The 15,687-nt window shown below is 70.1% G+C and carries 18 protein-coding genes; 5 read left to right on the top strand and 13 right to left on the bottom strand.

Annotation, left to right across the window (positions count from 1 at the left end; translation table 11 throughout):
• Window positions 1-33: 33 nt before the first annotated feature.
• Window positions 34-930 (top strand): 2-hydroxyacid dehydrogenase, encoded by an 897-nt coding sequence (locus tag J7654_RS07320; RefSeq protein WP_209740310.1) that lies wholly within the window; start codon window positions 34-36, stop codon window positions 928-930.
• 4 nt (window positions 931-934) lie between these two features.
• On the opposite strand, the gene copM is transcribed toward J7654_RS07320, so the two are convergent.
• The 4 genes from copM to J7654_RS07300 all read right to left on the bottom strand — a co-directional run bounded on the left by copM (window position 935) and on the right by J7654_RS07300 (window position 4,072).
• Window positions 935-1,330 carry a CopM family metallochaperone gene (gene copM, locus J7654_RS07315; protein WP_209739455.1) on the bottom strand — a complete coding sequence of 132 codons (396 nt, stop codon included), beginning with the start codon at window positions 1,328-1,330 and terminating at the stop codon, window positions 935-937.
• Between the two features lie 60 nt (window positions 1,331-1,390).
• Window positions 1,391-2,248, bottom strand: coding sequence for a C40 family peptidase (locus J7654_RS07310; protein ID WP_209739453.1), 858 nt, complete (start codon window positions 2,246-2,248; stop codon window positions 1,391-1,393).
• Window positions 2,245-2,595 carry a MarR family winged helix-turn-helix transcriptional regulator gene (locus J7654_RS07305; RefSeq protein ID WP_209739451.1) on the bottom strand — a complete coding sequence of 117 codons (351 nt, stop codon included), beginning with the start codon at window positions 2,593-2,595 and terminating at the stop codon, window positions 2,245-2,247. Before J7654_RS07305 ends, J7654_RS07310 begins: the two co-directional genes overlap by 4 nt.
• 118 nt (window positions 2,596-2,713) lie before the next feature.
• Complete coding sequence (locus J7654_RS07300; protein ID WP_209739449.1) at window positions 2,714-4,072, bottom strand: leucyl aminopeptidase family protein; 1,359 nt, start codon at window positions 4,070-4,072, stop codon at window positions 2,714-2,716.
• Window positions 4,073-4,186: 114 nt separating this feature from the next.
• Between J7654_RS07300 and J7654_RS07295 the strand changes: the two genes are divergently transcribed.
• Window positions 4,187-4,996 carry a tetratricopeptide repeat protein gene (locus J7654_RS07295; protein WP_209739447.1) on the top strand — a complete coding sequence of 270 codons (810 nt, stop codon included), beginning with the start codon at window positions 4,187-4,189 and terminating at the stop codon, window positions 4,994-4,996.
• Window positions 4,997-5,055: 59 nt separating this feature from the next.
• Here the strand turns inward: J7654_RS07295 and J7654_RS07290 are convergent, their stop codons facing one another.
• The 9 genes from J7654_RS07290 to J7654_RS07250 form a co-directional block, all read right to left on the bottom strand.
• Entirely contained in the window at window positions 5,056-6,039 is a 984-nt protein-coding gene (locus J7654_RS07290; RefSeq protein ID WP_209739445.1) for a type II secretion system F family protein, read from the bottom strand.
• An 8-nt stretch (window positions 6,040-6,047) separates the two neighbouring features.
• Entirely contained in the window at window positions 6,048-7,052 is a 1,005-nt protein-coding gene (locus J7654_RS07285) for a type II secretion system F family protein (RefSeq protein ID WP_209739443.1), read from the bottom strand.
• Window positions 7,049-8,497, bottom strand: coding sequence for a TadA family conjugal transfer-associated ATPase (locus J7654_RS07280; protein ID WP_209739441.1), 1,449 nt, complete (start codon window positions 8,495-8,497; stop codon window positions 7,049-7,051). The genes J7654_RS07285 and J7654_RS07280 overlap by 4 nt, the downstream gene beginning before the upstream one ends.
• 40 nt (window positions 8,498-8,537) lie before the next feature.
• Entirely contained in the window at window positions 8,538-9,749 is a 1,212-nt protein-coding gene (locus J7654_RS07275) for a CpaE/TadZ family protein (RefSeq protein WP_245195751.1), read from the bottom strand.
• A 68-nt stretch (window positions 9,750-9,817) separates the two neighbouring features.
• On the bottom strand, window positions 9,818-10,489 hold the full coding sequence (locus J7654_RS07270; protein WP_209739437.1) for a CpaD family pilus assembly protein: 672 nt from the start codon (window positions 10,487-10,489) through the stop codon (window positions 9,818-9,820).
• On the bottom strand, window positions 10,486-12,093 hold the full coding sequence (locus J7654_RS07265) for a type II and III secretion system protein family protein (protein ID WP_209739434.1): 1,608 nt from the start codon (window positions 12,091-12,093) through the stop codon (window positions 10,486-10,488). Before J7654_RS07265 ends, J7654_RS07270 begins: the two co-directional genes overlap by 4 nt.
• Window positions 12,094-12,104: 11 nt before the next feature.
• The gene (cpaB, locus tag J7654_RS07260) at window positions 12,105-12,914 is read right to left on the bottom strand and encodes a Flp pilus assembly protein CpaB (RefSeq protein WP_209739432.1); all 810 of its coding nucleotides are present in this window, start codon (window positions 12,912-12,914) and stop codon (window positions 12,105-12,107) included.
• 135 nt (window positions 12,915-13,049) lie between these two features.
• Window positions 13,050-13,547: an A24 family peptidase gene (locus tag J7654_RS07255; RefSeq protein WP_209739430.1), complete on the bottom strand. Its 498-nt coding sequence runs from the start codon at window positions 13,545-13,547 to the stop codon at window positions 13,050-13,052.
• 52 nt (window positions 13,548-13,599) lie between these two features.
• Entirely contained in the window at window positions 13,600-13,785 is a 186-nt protein-coding gene (locus tag J7654_RS07250; protein WP_209739428.1) for a Flp family type IVb pilin, read from the bottom strand.
• Window positions 13,786-14,034: 249 nt separating this feature from the next.
• Between J7654_RS07250 and J7654_RS07245 the strand changes: the two genes are divergently transcribed.
• The 3 genes from J7654_RS07245 (at window position 14,035) to J7654_RS07235 (ending at window position 15,647) form a co-directional block, all read left to right on the top strand.
• Window positions 14,035-14,484, top strand: a complete 450-nt coding sequence (locus J7654_RS07245; RefSeq protein WP_245195708.1) for a pilus assembly protein N-terminal domain-containing protein — start codon at window positions 14,035-14,037, stop codon at window positions 14,482-14,484.
• A gap of 87 nt (window positions 14,485-14,571) precedes the next feature.
• Window positions 14,572-15,102: a TadE/TadG family type IV pilus assembly protein gene (locus J7654_RS07240; protein ID WP_209739426.1), complete on the top strand. Its 531-nt coding sequence runs from the start codon at window positions 14,572-14,574 to the stop codon at window positions 15,100-15,102.
• Window positions 15,102-15,647 (top strand): TadE/TadG family type IV pilus assembly protein, encoded by a 546-nt coding sequence (locus tag J7654_RS07235; protein ID WP_209739425.1) that lies wholly within the window; start codon window positions 15,102-15,104, stop codon window positions 15,645-15,647. Before J7654_RS07240 ends, J7654_RS07235 begins: the two co-directional genes overlap by 1 nt.
• Window positions 15,648-15,687: the final 40 nt, after the last annotated feature.

Here is a 15,687-nt window from a genome sequence, read left to right as displayed (position 1 = left end):
CTGTCCGTCACCGGCTTCGAGCCGACGCGCTGGATGCGCGCGCTCCAGGTCCATCTGCCGCAGGACGAGATCCTCCTGCGCCCGAGAAGCGCCGGGGACGAGAGCATCCGCTACGCCGTCGTCTGGAAGCAGCCGCCGGGCGTCTTGTCGGGCCTTCCCGCCCTTCAGGCGATCTTCTCGCTCGGCGCGGGCGTCGACCATATCCTGGCCGACGCCACGGTGCCGGACGTGCCCATCGTGCGCATCGTGGCGGAGGATCTCTCGCGGCGCATGAGCGAGTATGTCGTCTGGCGGGTGCTGGACCATTTCCGCCGGGGCTGCACCTATCGCCGGCAGCAGGCGGCCGGCCTGTGGAACGAGCGTGCCCAGCCGGGAGCGGGCGAGATCACCATCGGCATTCTGGGGCTCGGGGAGCTGGGGCGGGACGCGGCGCGGATGCTGCGGCCCTTCGGCTTTCGCCTCGCGGGCTGGAGCCGCACGGAGCGGCAGGTGGAGGGCGTGACCACCTATCACGGGCAGGACGGGCTCCATGCCTGCCTCGCGGCCTCGGACATCCTCGTCGTGCTCCTGCCGCTGACGCCGCAGACGCACGGGCTGATCGGCGACGACTTCCTCTCGCGCCTCAAGCGCGAGACGCCGCTGGGCCGGCCGATCCTCATCAATGCCGGGCGCGGCGGGCTGCAAAGCGATTCGGCGATCCTGCGGGCGCTCAATGACGGGCGGCTGATGGAGGCCTCGCTCGACGTGTTCGAGCGCGAGCCCCTGCCCAAGGACAGCCCCCTCTGGCGCCATCCCCAGATCTTCGTCACGCCGCACGCGGCGGCCTCCTCCGAACCGGAAGCGCTGGTGCCGCTGATCGCCGCGCAGATCGCCGCGCACCGGCGCGGCGAAGCGCTCACCCATCTGGTGGACCGGAACGCGGGCTACTGAGCGCTCACTCGGCGTGGCCGTTATCGGCCAGCCATTGCCGCATCTCCCCGATCTCGGCCTCCTGCGCCGAGACGACCTCCTCGGCCAGGGCGCGGATCTGCGGGTCCTGCCCGTGCTCCAGCACGATCCGCGCCATGTCGATCGCGCCCTGGTGATGGGGGATCATCGAGCGGACGAAGTCGACATCGGCGTCGCCCGTCAGCTCCACGCCCATGTCCTCGTGCATCCGGGCCGCGGCGGCCTCGAACTCGGCGGTCGAGGGGGAGGCGCCGGGGGACGCGGGCGCCTCAGACGCGGCGGCCGGCGCGTCATGATGCTCCGCATGGCCCGCCCCTTGCGCGAGGGCGGCGGCGGGGGCCGCCAGCATCAGGGCGGCGGCGGCAAGAATGGCGATTCTCATCGGTCTCTCTCCTTCAACGGTGCGAGAGAGCGTCACCTACGGCTTCCAGCAGGGGGAAGGTCAAGCGCGGCGCACGGATGTGACGGGCGCGCCCCGCGCGGCCAGCCGGGCCACCGCCTCGGCCAGCGGCTCGACCGCCGTCATCATGTGATGGGCATTGGCATGGAGCAGGCGCTCGCCGTCCAGCATGAGGCCGACATGGCCCTTCCAGAAGATGAGGTCGCCGCGGCGGCGCGGCTCTTTCTCTCCGACGGGCGCGAAGAAGGCCTCCTGCATGTCGGTGTCGCGCGGCGCCGCCCGACCCGTCATCGCCAGGGACAACTGGACGAGGCCGGAACAATCCATGCCCAGCACCGACTTGCCGCCCCACAGATAGGGCGCGCCGAGGAAGCGCTCGGCCACCGAAACGAAATCCTCCGCCGCCGCCGCGCCCACGGGCCGCAGATGCTGCTCCACTACCGCGCCGAAAGGCTCGATGAGCACGTAGCGGGCATTGCGGTCCTCGGCCACTCCCCGCGCGGCGATGCGTGCGCCCATGGGCAGATCGCTTACCGGCGGCAGCTTGATGTCCGGGCCGGGGAAGACCAGCGTGCGGGGCACGCTCACCTCGTGGCTCGGCGCACCGGCGGGCGGGCCCAGCGCCTCGCTCTCCATCCAGCCGACATAGGAATCGCTTTCGAGCTGCACCCAGGCCCAGCCCTCGCCCGGCTCGTCGAAGACGAGAACCGCCTCTCCCGCCAGCGCCTGCGTTTCCAGCGGCGCGTCGGAGGCCGGGCGGCGGCGCAGGGCCGCGAGCGGCGCGGTAACGCGCCGTGCCGCGCCGCCCACGAAGCGCGCGGCCCGAACCCGCCCATCGAGGCGGCGGTCGGCCAGGTCGGGGCGAAACGCGTTGAGGCGGGGATCGAGCGGCACGGTCATCGCGGCAGCTTCATCCCTTCCTCCACCAGCCGGTCGGCCATCTTCGACACGAACAGGCTCCCCTTCACCGTGCGCCGCACGAGGACGTTGCGCAAGTCGCCGGGGTCCCGCCGCCGCTCCAGAAGCTCCATGCGGCCCATCGTGTCCAGCGCCCGCGTCACCACCGGCTTGGTCACGGCCAGCCTGCCCGCCAGCCCCCGCACCGTATGGGGCGGCGGCTCGAGATAGACCGTGAGGAGGATCGCGGTCTGGCGCACCGTCAGGTCCGGGGCGCTCTCATGCGTCTGGCGAAGCGCCGTCTGGTGCAGGAGCCGAAGCGCCTGAGCCGGCCTCATCTCGATGCCCATCCCGCCTCCGCGAAGCCTCGTTACGGAACCGGTTCGATCCTAGCTCCTTGCGAGGGGCGCGGCAAGCCGGCGCGGCGGAGGGCCGAACCGCGCGCCATGGCTCGCTCGCGTTGCCCGCTCAGCGCGGGGGAAAGCGCCGCGCGAGGACGCGGAAGATGGCGCGCACCCCTTGCGCCTCGCCGCCCGCCGGGCCGATGGCGCCGGGCTTGGGGCGCCATCCATAGACATCGAGATGCGCCCAGCTCCGCGCCTTCTCCGCGAAGCCCTGGAGGAAGAGCGCCGCCGTCACCGAGCCCGCCATGCCGTCGGCGGTGACATTGTTGATGTCGGCGACCTTGGAGGAGAGGTTCGCGGCGTAGGGACGCCAGAGCGGCATGCGCCAGAGCGGGTCGCCGATGGCGGCGGAAGCCTCCGCGAGCGCCGCGGCCAGCGCCTCGTCATCGGTGTAGAAGGGCGGCAGGTCGGGGCCGAGCGCGACGCGCGCCGCGCCCGTGAGCGTGGCCATGTCGATAAGGATCTCGGGCGCCTCCTCGTCGGCCAGCGCCAGCGCGTCGGCCAGCACCAGGCGCCCTTCCGCGTCCGTGTTGCCGATCTCCACCGTCCGGCCCTGCCGGCTTTGCAGGATGTCGCCGGGGCGGAAGGCGTTGCCGGAAATGGCGTTCTCCACGGCCGGGACCAGGACGCGCAGCCGCAGGTCGAGCCGCGAGGCCATGACGAGACGCGCCAGGCCCAGCACGTTGGCGGCGCCGCCCATGTCCTTCTTCATCAGCAACATGCCGGAGGCCGGCTTGATGTCGAGCCCGCCCGTGTCGAAGGCTACGCCCTTGCCGACCAGCGTCACCCTCGGCGCGTCCTCGCGCCCCCAGGCGAGGTCGACGAGGCGCGGGGCGCGCGGGCTTGCCCGGCCCACCGCGTGGATCATCGGGAAATTGGCGGCCAGCAGGTCCTCGCCCACGGTGGACTGGACGCTGGCCCCGAAAGCCTGCCCCAGCTCGCGGGCGGCGGCCTCGATCTCGGCGGGGCCCATGTCGCTGGCCGGCGTGTTGACGAGATCGCGCGTCAGCCCCACCGCCTCGGCCGCGCGGATCGCGGCCGCGCTGTCGGCGCCGGGCACGTGCAGGCGGATCTCGCCGCGCTCCGCGCCCCGCTTGTAGCGGGTGAAGCGGTAGGCGCCCAGAAGCGCGAAGAGGGCCGCGAGGTCCGGGTCGAGGCCGCCGGCCTCCAACGTCCAGTCTCCTTCGGGCAGGGCGGCGGCCAGCCTGCCGGCGGCCATGGCGGCCGCGGCCCCGGCCGGCCCCTTGCCGAGGCCGAGAAGGGCCGAGCCGGCGCGCCCGCCCTCGCCCGGAACGAGGAGGACGGCCCCCTCCTCCCCCTTGAAGCCGCTCTCGCGCGCCCACTCTCCGGCGCTCTCCCCGTCCGCGACGGCGCGGACGATGCGGGCTTGGGCGGCGGGCTCGGCGAGGAGGGACAGGGTCATGGGAATCCTTGAAGGGGCAAGAGGCGGCACGCGGCCGTTTTAACGGAGCGTTAGGGTTAACGAAATATTGTGCGGGCCAGAAGTCCCATGCTGCCCGCCCAAGGAGCGCCGCCGATGAGCCCTTCCTCCCGCCGCCCGGCCTTGCGGGGCGCCACCCGCCCGGCGCTCGCCCTTCTGGCGCTGGCGCTGCTGTCCGGCTGCGCGCAGGTCTCGCGCGAGCATACGGGCTCCATCGCCAGCGTCCCGGCCGCGCCGGCCGGCCTTTCGCAGATGAACACGCAGCAGCTCGATTCGGTCGTACGCTCCTACGGCTCCTCCTACGAGGCCGCGCCGCAGGACAAGGCGACGGGCCTCGCCTACGCCTCCACGCTGCGCATGACGGGGCGCAACGACCAGGCGCTGGCGGTGATGCAGCAGATGGCCATCGCCCACCCCACCGACCGCGGCGTGCTGGCCGAATACGGCAAGGCGCTGGCCTCGGCCGGCGAGCTGGAAAAGGCGCTCGACGCCGTGCGGCGCGCCCAGACGCCCGACCATCCCGACTGGGGCCTGCTCTCGGCCGAGGGCGCGATCCTCGACCAGCTCGGCCAGAAGGGCCCCGCGCGCGTCCTGTTCCAGAAGGCGCTGGACATCAGCCCGAACGAGCCTTCGATCCTGTCCAACATGGGCATGTCCTATCTCATGGCGAACGAGCTGCCGGATGCCGAGCGCTATCTGCGGGCGGCGGTCTCCCAGCCGGGCGCCGACAGCCGCGTGCGCCAGAACCTGGCGCTGGTCGTCGGGCTTCAGGGCCGCTTCGACGAGGCCGAGCGCATCGCTTCGGCCGAGCTGCCGGCCGAGGAGGCCAGCGCCAACATCGCCTATCTGCGCTCCATGCTCTCGCAGAGCAACACGTGGTCGGAGCTGGAGCGGGAGGGGGCCTGAACCCGCGGCTCCCTTCAAGAGACCTCAGGAAATCCGGGCCAGGCCCGGATTTTCCGTTTTCAGCGCAGGCCCATCGTCTGGATGATCGCCGGGCCGATGATGACCCCGAAGAGGACCGGCAGGAAGAAGACGATCATCGGCACGGTGAGCTTGGGCGGCAGGGCCGCGGCCTTCTTCTCGGCAAGGTTCATCCGCGTGTCGCGATTCTCCTGGGAGAGCGTGCGCAGGGCGGTGCCCAGCGGCGTGCCGTAGCGCTCGGCCTGGATGAGGGCCATGCACACGCCGCGCACCCCTTCCAGATTGGTGCGCGCCACGAGGTTCTCATAGGCCTGCCGCCGCTCGGGCAGGTAGGAGAGCTCGGCGGTGAGCAGCACCAGCTCCTCGGCCAGGGGCACGGACTGGATGCCGATCTCGTCGGCAACCTTGCGGAAGGCGGTTTCGATGGAATTGCCCGATTCCACGCAGATCAGCAGGAGATCGAGCGCATCGGGCCAGGCGCGCGTGATGGACAGGGCGCGCTTGGAGGTTTGGTTGGAAAGGAAGACGATGGGCGCGTAGAAGCCGGCCATCGCGGCGATGAGGCAGACGAGGAGCCGCACGACGAAGGGGCTCTCGGCCATCAGCCCGAGCCCGAAGACGTAGAGCGCCGAGAGGACCAGCAGCGCCAGCGGCAGGGCGACGCGCATGAACAGGAACAAGGTGAGCGCGCGGGCGGAGCGGTAGCCGGCCACGCGCAGGCTCTGGATCGTCTTGTCGTCCACCAGCGCGCGCTTCAGGTCCAGCCGATGCACGACCTTGGCGGCAAACCCGTTCTCCTCGCTGTGGCGCAGGCCCCGCCCCCGCTCCTTCTCCGCGCTCAGCCGCGCGCGTTCGCGGGCGCGCACCTGCTCGCGCTCGAGAGCGACCGACTTCATGCGCGTCTTGAGCGTGTTGCCCGCCAGAAGCGGCAGGCCCACCGCGACGAGCGAGGTGAAGACGGCGGCCGCCACCAGCAGGCCGACGATGACGCTTCCCGACAGGCCGTAGGCGGCGAGGATATCCATGGCGGCCCCTAGAAGTCGAAGGAGATCATCTTCTTCATCACCACGACGCCCGTGGCCATCCACACCGCCGATGCGATGAGGATGAGGTGGCCGGTCTGGGTGTTGAAGAGGGAATCGAGATAGGCGGGCGTGGTCAGGAAGATCATGAAGGCCACCACCACGGGCAGGCACCCGATGATCCAGCCGGAGGCCTTGGCCTCCATCGACATGGCCTGGATCTTGGCCTTCATCTTCTTGCGCTCGCGCAGCACGCGCGACAGGTTGCCCAGCGCCTCGGACAGATTGCCGCCCGCCTGGGCCTGGATGGCGATGACGATGGAGAAGAAGTTGGTCTCGGCCAGCGGCACGTTCTGGTAGAGCCGGTCGACCGCGTCGGCGGTGGAGATGCCGAGCTGCTGCGCCTCCACCACCTTGCGGAACTCCGAGCCCACCGGCTCCCTGGCCTCGGCGGCGACGATGCGCAGCGTGTCGTTGAGCGGCAGGCCCGACTTGACGCCGCGCACGATGACGTCGATGGCGTTGGCGAACTCGTCGACGAAGCGCTGCATCCGCCTTTTGCGCAGGTGAGACAGCATCCAGCGCGGCAGGCCGAGGCCCCCCGCCACCGCCACGCCCAGCGCGAGGAACGGCGAGGCGCCCAGAAGCAGCGCCAGGAGGAAGGCGCCGACGCCCGCGCCGATGCTGGCGAGCACGAAGCCGCGCGGGCTCATGGAAAGGCCAGCCTGCTGCAGCCGCCGCGCCAGCGGGATGCGGGCCACGATGCGATCGTGCTGTTTCTGCTTCTCCTCCACAGCCTTCAGCGACGCCTGGAGATTGCGCCGCCGCTTGGCCACTTCGGCCACCCGCTCGCGCGCCTGGCGCCGGGAGGTCGCGTCCGTCTCCGCGCCCTTGAACTGCTCCAGCCGCCCGCGCGCGTTCCGCTCCATCGCGATGCGCGGCTGGAGCAGCGCATAGGCGAAGCCGCCCACCGCAAGGCCGGTGAGGACGACGAAGAGGAGCATCGCGAGCGTCATTGCAGGTCCTCGCTCTTGAACTCGGCGGCATCGAGAGCGGCGGCCAGGCGCTTGTCCTCGTTGAAGTAGCGCGCCTTGTCCCAGAAGGCGGGGCGGCCGATGCCGGTGGAGCGGTGGCGGCCGAGCAGCTTGCCGCGCGCATCCTCGCCCAGGATATCGTAGACGAAGAGGTCCTGCGTGGTGATCACGTCGCCCTCCATGCCCAGCACCTCGGTGATGTGGGTGATACGGCGCGAGCCGTCGCGCAGGCGCGCGGCCTGGATGATGACGTCCACCGAGCCGACGATGATCTCGCGCACCGTGCGCGCGGGCAGCGAATAGCCGCCCATGGCGATCATCGCCTCCATGCGGTTCAGGCACTCGCGCGGGGTGTTGGCGTGGATGGTGCCCATGGAGCCGTCATGGCCGGTGTTCATCGCCTGGAGGAGGTCGAACACCTCCGGGCCGCGCACCTCACCCACGATGATGCGCTCGGGGCGCATGCGCAGGCAGTTCTTCACCAGGTCGCGCATGGTGATCTCGCCCTCGCCCTCGATGTTGGGCGGGCGGGTCTCCAGGCGCACCACATGCGGCTGCTGGAGCTGAAGCTCGGCCGAATCCTCGCAGGTGATGATGCGCTCGTCCTGGTCGATATAGCGCGTCAGGCAGTTGAGCAGCGTGGTCTTGCCCGAGCCCGTGCCCCCGGAGATGACGACGTTGCAGCGCACGCGGCCGATGATCTGGAGGATCGCCGCCCCCTCGGGCGTGATGGTGCCGTATTTCACGAGCTGATCGAGGGTCAGCTTGTCCTTCCTGAACTTGCGGATCGTCAGGATCGCGCCGTCGATGGCGAGCGGGGGCGCGATGACGTTGACGCGGCTGCCATCGGGCAGGCGCGCGTCGCAGATGGGCGAGGTCTCGTCCACGCGCCGGCCGACCTGGGAGACGATGCGCTGGCAGATGTTGAGGAGCTGCTGGTTGTCGCGGAAGCGCACATTGGCCTCCACCACCTTGCCGTCCACCTCGATGAAGGACTGACGCGAGCCGTTGATCATGATGTCGGCGATGTCGTCGCGCGCCAGCAGCGGCTCCAGCGGCCCGTAGCCGAGCACGTCGTTGCAGATGTCGGAGAGCAGGTCCTCCTGCTCGGCGATGGTCATCGCGAAGTTCTTGATCGCGATGATGTCGTTGACGATGTCGCGGATCTCCTCCTTCGCCGCCTCCGTGTCGAGGCGCGCGAGCTGGGAGAGGTCGATCGTGTCGATCAGCGCGGCGAAGACGCGCGTCTTTGTCTCGTAATAGCTGTCCGGCCGCTGGCGGGCGGGCGCGGCGGGCGCGGGCTCGGAGGCGCGGGGCTCCGGCGCGCGGGCCGGTGGCGCGGCCTCGGGCATGGGGGGGCGCGCGGGCGCGACGGCGTCCGGGCGAAGGGGCCGGCTCGTCGTGTCGTTGGCGCGCTTTCCGAACATCTCGTTATCCTGTCGCGAACGGGTCTTGCGGCCGCCGCGTTCAGCGGCGGCGCAGGAGGTCGAGGAGCTTGAGCGCGCCGCTGCGCGGCACAGCCTTGGGCGCGCCGCGCCCGGTGAGGTCGTGGGCGATCTGGTTGAAGGCCGCGACGGCCGGGTGCCGGGCGTCGGTCTCGGCCAACATGCGGCCGTTGTTGGCCGCCGTGCCGAAGAGCTGCGGATCGAAGCCGATGGTCGCCAGCGCCTTCAGGCCGAGCGGATCGAGGAACTCGGCCGGGTCGATCTCGGGGCGCCTGGGGATTCCCACCTGGTTGAGGACGAGGCGCGGCGGGGCGTCGTTCGGGCGGCTCTTGCGCAGCGTGTCCACGAGGTTCTTGGCGTTGCGCAGATTGGCAAGGTCGGGCGTCGCCGTGATGACGATGTCGTCGGCCTGCTGGAGCACGCTGCGCGTCCAGTCGTTCCAGACATGGGGCACGTCGAGGACGACGACGGGCGTGCCGCGCTGGGCGGCCTCGATGAGGGCGGCGAAGGCATCGCCGGGAAAATCGTAGGTGCGGTCCAGCACCGAGGGCGCGGCCAGGAGCGAGAGATGCTCGGCGCAGCGCGCGAGCAGCCGGTCGAGCAGCACGTCGTCCATCCGCTCGGCCGAGAACAGCGCCTCGGCGATGCCCTGCGCGGGGTCCTGGTCGAAATTGATGTTGGCCGTGCCGAAGGGCAGGTCGAGATCGGCGATGAGGACGTCGCTCTCGAACAGGCGGGCGATGGACCAGCCGACATTGTGCGCGATGGTGGAGGAGCCCGCGCCGCCCTTGGCGCCGACGAAGGCGATGGTGCGCCCCAGCGGCTCGGCGTCGGGCGCGGCGAAGAGGCTCGACACGACGGAGATGACGTCGATGAGGGTGATCGGGGCGACGAGATATTCCGAGACGCCGCGGCGCGTCAGCTCGCGATAGAGGAAGACGTCGTTGTGGTGGCCAATGACAACGACTTTGGAGCCCGGATCACAGACCTCGGCCAGCGTCTCCAGCTCGGCGAGCAGCCCTTCGGGATCGAGCGCCGATTCCAGGATCATCAGGTTGGGCGTCGGCGCGCTGGCGTAATGCTCCATCGCGGCGCGGATGCCGCCGGTCTGGACGCGCAGATGCGCCTTGGCCATGCGCCGGTCGCGGCCCGCCTCCTCCACCGCCGCGCAGGAGGCGGGCGTTTCGCAGAAGGCCTGGATCGAGATGCGCGGCACCGGGCGCAGCGCATCCATGCGCTCGCCCCATTCGGGCTCCGGCGCGTCGGCAAGGGGCGCGGCCCCGGCGCTGTGCAGCATCCTCGTCACCATTCGTAGTTCGACTCTGTCGTCGGGCGCTGGGAGGCCGTGTTCGCGCCGCGGCGGTATCTCTCGATCACGTCCGTGCGCCGCTCGGCGTCGATCCCGCTCATGCCGCGCGGGCCGAGCAGGTCGCGCGGGTCGGCGATCTGCGCGGCGAGATTGGCCTGGCTGGCGCAGCCGAAGTTGAAATAGTTCTTGTTCTCGTGGCTGTTGCCCATGTCCTCGGGCCAGCGCCCGCAGGGCCCGGCGCTCGCCGTGAGGCTGGAGAAGGCGAGGCGGATCGGCACCGGGCCGCCCGTCCCCGTCGCCGGATAAGGGGTGACGAGGATGCGCTCGTGCCGCACGCCCCGCGCGCGCAGGATCCTGACCGCATCCTCGGCCGCCAGGCGCGCGGCCGCGTCGTTGAAGCCACCGGAGGGCACCATGACGCGGATGGCCGCCGCCCGCGAGGCCTCGAAGCGGGCCGCGAACTCCTCCACGCGCGAGCGCGCCGAGGAGGGCAGGCGCGTGTCGGAGGCGGTGATCGGGATCTCGATCGCCGTTTCCCCCTCGGAGACGACGATGGGATGGCGCGTGCGGTAGTCGTCGGGAATGGCGCCGACTTCCACGTGGCTGACATTGGCGCAGCCGGCGAAAAGGGCCGCGGCGAGGAGGGCGAGGGAAACGCGGGTCATTTGTAGATGTATCCGACGTTGCCGTGGTAGCGGCCGGGAGGAAGGGTGGTCTCGGCCGCACCGTAGACGCGGTTGATGCGGCCGAGAAAGTTGGCCGAGCCGTCGGAGGTGAAGGCCAGCCCGTCATCGGGGCGCGTCAGCTCCTGGCGCGCGACCGGGCGCACCAGATAAGGCGTCACGATCACCACCAGCTCGGTCTCGTAGCGCTGGAAGTCGCGCGAGCGGAACAAGGTGCCCAGGACAGGCAGCCTGGACAGGCCCGGATAGCCGGAGATGACCTGCCGCACCTCGTCGCGCACCAGCCCCGCGATGACGAGGGAGCCGCCGGAGGGAAGCTCGACCGTGGTGTCGGCGAGGCGCTTGCGGATGCCGGGAATGCTCGAGGACGCGACGTTGGCGCTGCCGGCCAGGTTGAATCCGCCTTCGAAGGTCGGCTCGGAGACGGCCGTGCGGATCTTCAGGCTGATGCGGCCGGGCGACAGGACGACGGGCGTGAAGTCCAGCCCGATGCCGTATTCCACCTGCCGGCTGTTGAGCGTCACCTGCTCGGGAACGCCGGGTGTGGTGTTGTAGATCGGCGTGCCGTCTGGCGCGATCGCGACCAGATCGCGCCGTTCCGGCACGGCCGGCGTGATATCCCGCCCGTCGGCGATGGCGAATTCGCCGCCGACCTTGAAGCTCGCGCTTTCGCCTGAAATCGCCGTCAGGCTGGGTTCGGCCAGCGTGCGCATGACGCCGGCCTGCTCGAGGGCGGACAGCGTGGCGGCGATGTCGAAGCTGCCGATCGCGCCGCTCGCGGCGAGGCCGCTATTGGCGACGCGGTTGCCGAAGGCGAACGGATTGTCGGTGCTTCCCAGGAAGCTGATGCCGTCCGAGGCCCGGCCGACCGTTCCGTTCAGCCCGAGCTGCTTGACGACCGAGCGCTGCACCTCGGCCACCGTCACCTTCAGCGTCACCTGGTCCTCGCCCTGGATCTGGAGGAGGTTGACGATCTGGCTGCGCCGGCGGGTCTCGCCGAGCTGGGAGACGCCGCTGCCGCCGCCCGCGCTCGCCTCGCCCGTGGCGGAGCGGATGTACTGGCTGGTCGTCCCCTCGCCGCCCGTCACGTAGATGTCGGCCAGTTGCACCGCGCGCGCGGCGTCCTGCGGGGTCTGCACCGTGCCGGTCAGGACGACGTTGTCGTTGATCATCTCGGCGCGCACCTGCGCCTCGGGCAGGAAGCGGCGGATCGTGGATTCCAGGCCCGTGATGTCGCGCTCGATGCGCAGGTCCAGCACCGCGACCTCGCGGCCGGCGGCGTCGAAGACGAAGATGTTGGTCTGGCCGATCTGCTTGCCGAAGATGTAGATGCGCCGCGCCGTGCGCGTTACCGCGTCGGCGACGGCCGGATTGGCCACGAGGATGTCGTGGGCATCGCGCGGCAGGTCGATGACCTTGGACTTGTCGAGCCCGAGGGAGATCGACTGGTTGGGCCGCGTGACCGTGACCACCGCCTCCTGCGCGGCGGCCGGGCCGAGGGCGGGAAGCGGCGCCGTGATCGCGATCACGCCGGCGAGCGCGGCCTGTGCGAGCCGGGCGGTCGGGGAAGGTCTGGAAAGCCGCATCGGTTCGCCCGTCAATTCGTCGTCGTGGTGATGTCGGTCGTCTGGCCGTACCGCACGAGGCGGATGCGGGAGCGCTGGGGCGCCTCCTCCTGGTTCAGGAGGAATTCGGCATAGCCGGGAGAGCCGGGAACGGAATCGCTCAAGGAACGCAGCGAGAGCACGAGCCGGTCGGCCATGCGCTGGGCGACGGTGAGGGCCTCGGCCTGCGCGGGGTCCACCTCGAGCGTGGCGGTGGAGCCGACCACGACGCGCTCGCCGTTCTGCTCCTCGATGGTCTGGTCGATGGCGAGCACGCGCAGGTTCTGCATGATCGTTTCGGTGTCGAAGCGATCGCCGAGCTGGCGGGTCATGATGACGTCGACATGGTCGTTGGGCAGGATGAAGCCGCCGGCCGAGGTGTCGGCGGCGATGGACACGGCGACGGCGCGCTTGCCGCTGGGCAGGATGGCGGACATGAAGCCGCGATCGGTCTCGATCAGCTTGGCCTCGCGCACCGGCTCGCCGGCAAAGAAGCTCTGGCGGGCGACGGAGCCCTTCAGCTCCTCCATGGCGTTCGGGCGGGCATCGCGCAGGATCAGCGTCTCGCCGACGCCGTCCTCGGGCCATTTCTGCCAGGACATGGCGTCGTCGATCCGCGCGCCCATGGGAAGCTCGCGGGCGGTGACGAGCACCTCCACGAGCCGGATCGGCGGCTCGACGGGCTGGGCCGAGATGATGACCGGCTCGGGCACCTCGGGCGTGGCGAGGTTGACGGCGATCAGGCCCGCGCCGACAGCGGCCGCGAGCGACAGCCCCAGAACCGCAAGGCGCGCAATGCCCATCCCTCAACCCCCTCGCATGGCGGAATTCCGGACGATCCGAAGTCCCCTTCGCAGGTTGTTATCGGGCTCAAACCCTCAATGTATGGTTAACGAAGCGCTACGGGCGGTGCCCCCGCGGAAAGGATTTCGCAAGGTTCAGGGCAGGGTCGCGGCAAAGGGCCCTTGCAGGAAGACAATGATCCCCGCCGCGCCGAGGGCGACGCCGTAGGGAACGCCCGTTCGCGGATGAAGAAGCCGGTCGAGGAACACAATTCCCGTGGCCGGGCGCGCGAGAGCGCGGGCGCCGAGAAGGCAGAGCGTGAGGGCGCCGCCGAAAAGGGCGCTAAGAAGGACATAGTCGGCAAGGCCGGCGCCCGGCCCGAACCACAGGGCGGTGGCCGCGATCAGCTTGGCATCCCCACCGCCCATCCAGTTCAGCGCGAAGAGGCAGAAGGTCAGGGCCAGCACGAGGAGCCCGGTGAGGGCGTGAATGCCGATCGCGGCCGGCGCCATGCCGGCCGCCAGGGCCGACACGGCGAAGGCCGCGACGAGGAACAGGCAGAGCCGGTTCGGGATGGTCATCGAACGGATGTCGGAGACCATGGCGAGGATCATGGCCGGCACGAAGAAGAGTGTGATCAGCGCTTCGAGCATGGCCGTCTTCCCTGGTGCCCGGAGGGCGGCCGAGCCGCCCTCGCAAAGCCGATCAGTTCAGCGTGGAGGGGGTCTCGCTGAGCGCGCCGCTCAGATTCGTGAAGGCGGTCTCGAGGCCGTCGCCCAGAAGGGTGAACGCGGCGATGACGGCGACGGCCATGATGCCGGCGATCAGGCCGTATTCGATGGCGGTGGCGCCGTTCTCGTTCTTGCGGAAGCGTGCGATGAGCTTGGACATGGGAACTCCTTACAGGTCCTGGTGTAATTCCACTCCCGACGACCAGTGCTTCGTCGTTCGGTTGACCCGGACCATGCCCCCGCCCCGGTTCGAATGACCTTAAGGGATATCCTCAACAGAGCTTTAAATGCGACGAACCACCCCCGTGGTTAAATCATCGTCTTTGCTATGGATTAAAGCCCGCTTAATCTTGCTTCCCTTAAGATCATCCCCGCACGCCAGACACATCGTCCCGAGGATGCCCCATCCATGCCGCTCCGCGCCGCCCTTCTCGCCAGCGTCCTGCCGCTCATGGCCGGCGTGCCCGCCGCGCTGGCCGAGGAGGGCTCGCTTCGCGTGGCCCTGGACCGCGCGCAGGTGGTGCGCATCGAGCGCGAGGCCGAGACCATCATCGTCGGCAACCCCTCCATCGTGGACGTGGCCATCCACGACGCGCGCACGCTGATCCTCACCGGGCGCTCCTACGGCGTCACCAATCTCGTCGTGCTCGACGGCCAGGGCGACGCGGTGATCGACCGCACCGTCACGGTGGGCAGCGTGGAATCGGCCTCCGTGCGCGTCTACCGCCAGGCCTTGCGCAGCACCTATTCCTGTAATCCTTCCTGCGAGCCCACCGTGACCATCGGCGACAATGACGAGGCGTTCTCCGCCGCCGCCGGGCAGTTCGGCACGCGCGAGGGGCTGGCGCGCTCCCAATAAGTTTCGCGCCCGCCGCTTCACCGATCCGCAAGAAAGGCGGGCCTATCCTGCCAGCCGGCAATCACGCCGGAGAGGCCGGGCGGGCAGATGGAAGACGAGAGACGGACGCGCCCCCGGCGCCGCGCGGGCCTGCCGCGCCGCCTTGCCGGCGACAGAAGCGGGGCGACGGCGGTGGAGTTCGCGCTGCTCGCCTTTCCCTTCTTCCTCACGATCTTCGCGCTTCTGGAAGTGGCGCTGCTCTTCGTCGCCGAGCTGACGCTGGACGCGGGCGTCGACCGGATCGGGCGCGAAATCCGCACCGGCCAGACCTTCGCCGCCCAGCCCACGCGCGAGGAGTTCCGGCAGGCGCTCTGCAGCTCGGTCGGCTTCCTGCTCGACTGCGACAAGCTCAAGATCGACCTGGCGACCTATACCTCCTACGGGGCCATCGAGCCCGGCCCGCCGAGGCGCGACGGGCGGATCGACGACGACGCGCTGCGCTACGAGATCGGAGGGGCCAGCGAGATCGTGGCGCTGCGCGTCTATTACGAATGGCCCATCGTGACCAACGTCATGCGCCAGATCCAGGACACGCAGCTCCTGACCGGCATGACCGCCTTCCGCACGGAGGCCTTCTGATGGCGGGCGCGCTGAGGCGGTTTTCCCATGCGAGCGGCGGCGCGGCGGCCGTGGAATTCGCGATGGTCCTCCCGTTCCTCGTGTTCCTCTATGTGGGCGCCTCGGAACTCTCCCTGGCGGTGACGGCGAACCGCAAGATCGACAATACCTCCGCCACGATCAGCGACCTCGTCACGCAGGCCGGCGACGAAGGGCTGACCGTCTCCGAGCTGAACTTCATCATGGCGCTCTCCAAGGCCTCCATGGAGCCGTTCGACGCCGGGAAGGCGACGATCCGCGTGACGCAGGTCTTCATCGACGCGCAGGGCGTGAGCCGGGTGGACTGGTCGAGCGATGCCTCGACCTATCCCAGGAACCGCCTGTTTCCCCTGCCCGCCGGCATCGCCAACCAGCGCGAGCGCCATGTGATCGTGACCGAGACGAGCTTCCGCTACGAACCGGTGATGAGCTTCGGCATCATCGACCCCATCGAGATGAAGCGGGTGGCCTACCACCAGCCGCGCACGGTCGCGCAGGTGCGGTGCACCGACTGCCCCGTGGGGTGATTGCCCTTCGCGCATCGCGCGTGGCACAACCGCGCCCTTG

This window comes from Aureimonas populi, from assembly GCF_017815515.1.
Lineage (GTDB): Bacteria > Pseudomonadota > Alphaproteobacteria > Rhizobiales > Rhizobiaceae > Aureimonas > Aureimonas populi.
This window is presented reverse-complemented; position numbering and strand designations above follow the sequence as displayed.

What these genes read in the sequence shown, in the direction of transcription:
- J7654_RS07320 (WP_209740310.1), top strand. Translation starts at nt 34, where the DNA reads ATGCGCGCGCTCCAGGTCCATCTGCCGCAGGACGAGATCCTCCTGCGC.
- copM (WP_209739455.1), bottom strand. Translation starts at nt 1,330, where the DNA reads ATGAGAATCGCCATTCTTGCCGCCGCCGCCCTGATGCTGGCGGCCCCC.
- J7654_RS07310 (WP_209739453.1), bottom strand. Translation starts at nt 2,248, where the DNA reads ATGACCGTGCCGCTCGATCCCCGCCTCAACGCGTTTCGCCCCGACCTG.
- J7654_RS07305 (WP_209739451.1), bottom strand. Translation starts at nt 2,595, where the DNA reads ATGGGCATCGAGATGAGGCCGGCTCAGGCGCTTCGGCTCCTGCACCAG.
- J7654_RS07300 (WP_209739449.1), bottom strand. Translation starts at nt 4,072, where the DNA reads ATGACCCTGTCCCTCCTCGCCGAGCCCGCCGCCCAAGCCCGCATCGTC.
- J7654_RS07295 (WP_209739447.1), top strand. Translation starts at nt 4,187, where the DNA reads ATGAGCCCTTCCTCCCGCCGCCCGGCCTTGCGGGGCGCCACCCGCCCG.
- J7654_RS07290 (WP_209739445.1), bottom strand. Translation starts at nt 6,039, where the DNA reads ATGGATATCCTCGCCGCCTACGGCCTGTCGGGAAGCGTCATCGTCGGC.
- J7654_RS07285 (WP_209739443.1), bottom strand. Translation starts at nt 7,052, where the DNA reads ATGACGCTCGCGATGCTCCTCTTCGTCGTCCTCACCGGCCTTGCGGTG.
- J7654_RS07280 (WP_209739441.1), bottom strand. Translation starts at nt 8,497, where the DNA reads ATGTTCGGAAAGCGCGCCAACGACACGACGAGCCGGCCCCTTCGCCCG.
- J7654_RS07275 (WP_245195751.1), bottom strand. Translation starts at nt 9,749, where the DNA reads ATGGATGCGCTGCGCCCGGTGCCGCGCATCTCGATCCAGGCCTTCTGC.
- J7654_RS07270 (WP_209739437.1), bottom strand. Translation starts at nt 10,489, where the DNA reads ATGACCCGCGTTTCCCTCGCCCTCCTCGCCGCGGCCCTTTTCGCCGGC.
- J7654_RS07265 (WP_209739434.1), bottom strand. Translation starts at nt 12,093, where the DNA reads ATGCGGCTTTCCAGACCTTCCCCGACCGCCCGGCTCGCACAGGCCGCG.
- cpaB (WP_209739432.1), bottom strand. Translation starts at nt 12,914, where the DNA reads ATGGGCATTGCGCGCCTTGCGGTTCTGGGGCTGTCGCTCGCGGCCGCT.
- J7654_RS07255 (WP_209739430.1), bottom strand. Translation starts at nt 13,547, where the DNA reads ATGCTCGAAGCGCTGATCACACTCTTCTTCGTGCCGGCCATGATCCTC.
- J7654_RS07250 (WP_209739428.1), bottom strand. Translation starts at nt 13,785, where the DNA reads ATGTCCAAGCTCATCGCACGCTTCCGCAAGAACGAGAACGGCGCCACC.
- J7654_RS07245 (WP_245195708.1), top strand. Translation starts at nt 14,035, where the DNA reads ATGCCGCTCCGCGCCGCCCTTCTCGCCAGCGTCCTGCCGCTCATGGCC.
- J7654_RS07240 (WP_209739426.1), top strand. Translation starts at nt 14,572, where the DNA reads ATGGAAGACGAGAGACGGACGCGCCCCCGGCGCCGCGCGGGCCTGCCG.
- J7654_RS07235 (WP_209739425.1), top strand. Translation starts at nt 15,102, where the DNA reads ATGGCGGGCGCGCTGAGGCGGTTTTCCCATGCGAGCGGCGGCGCGGCG.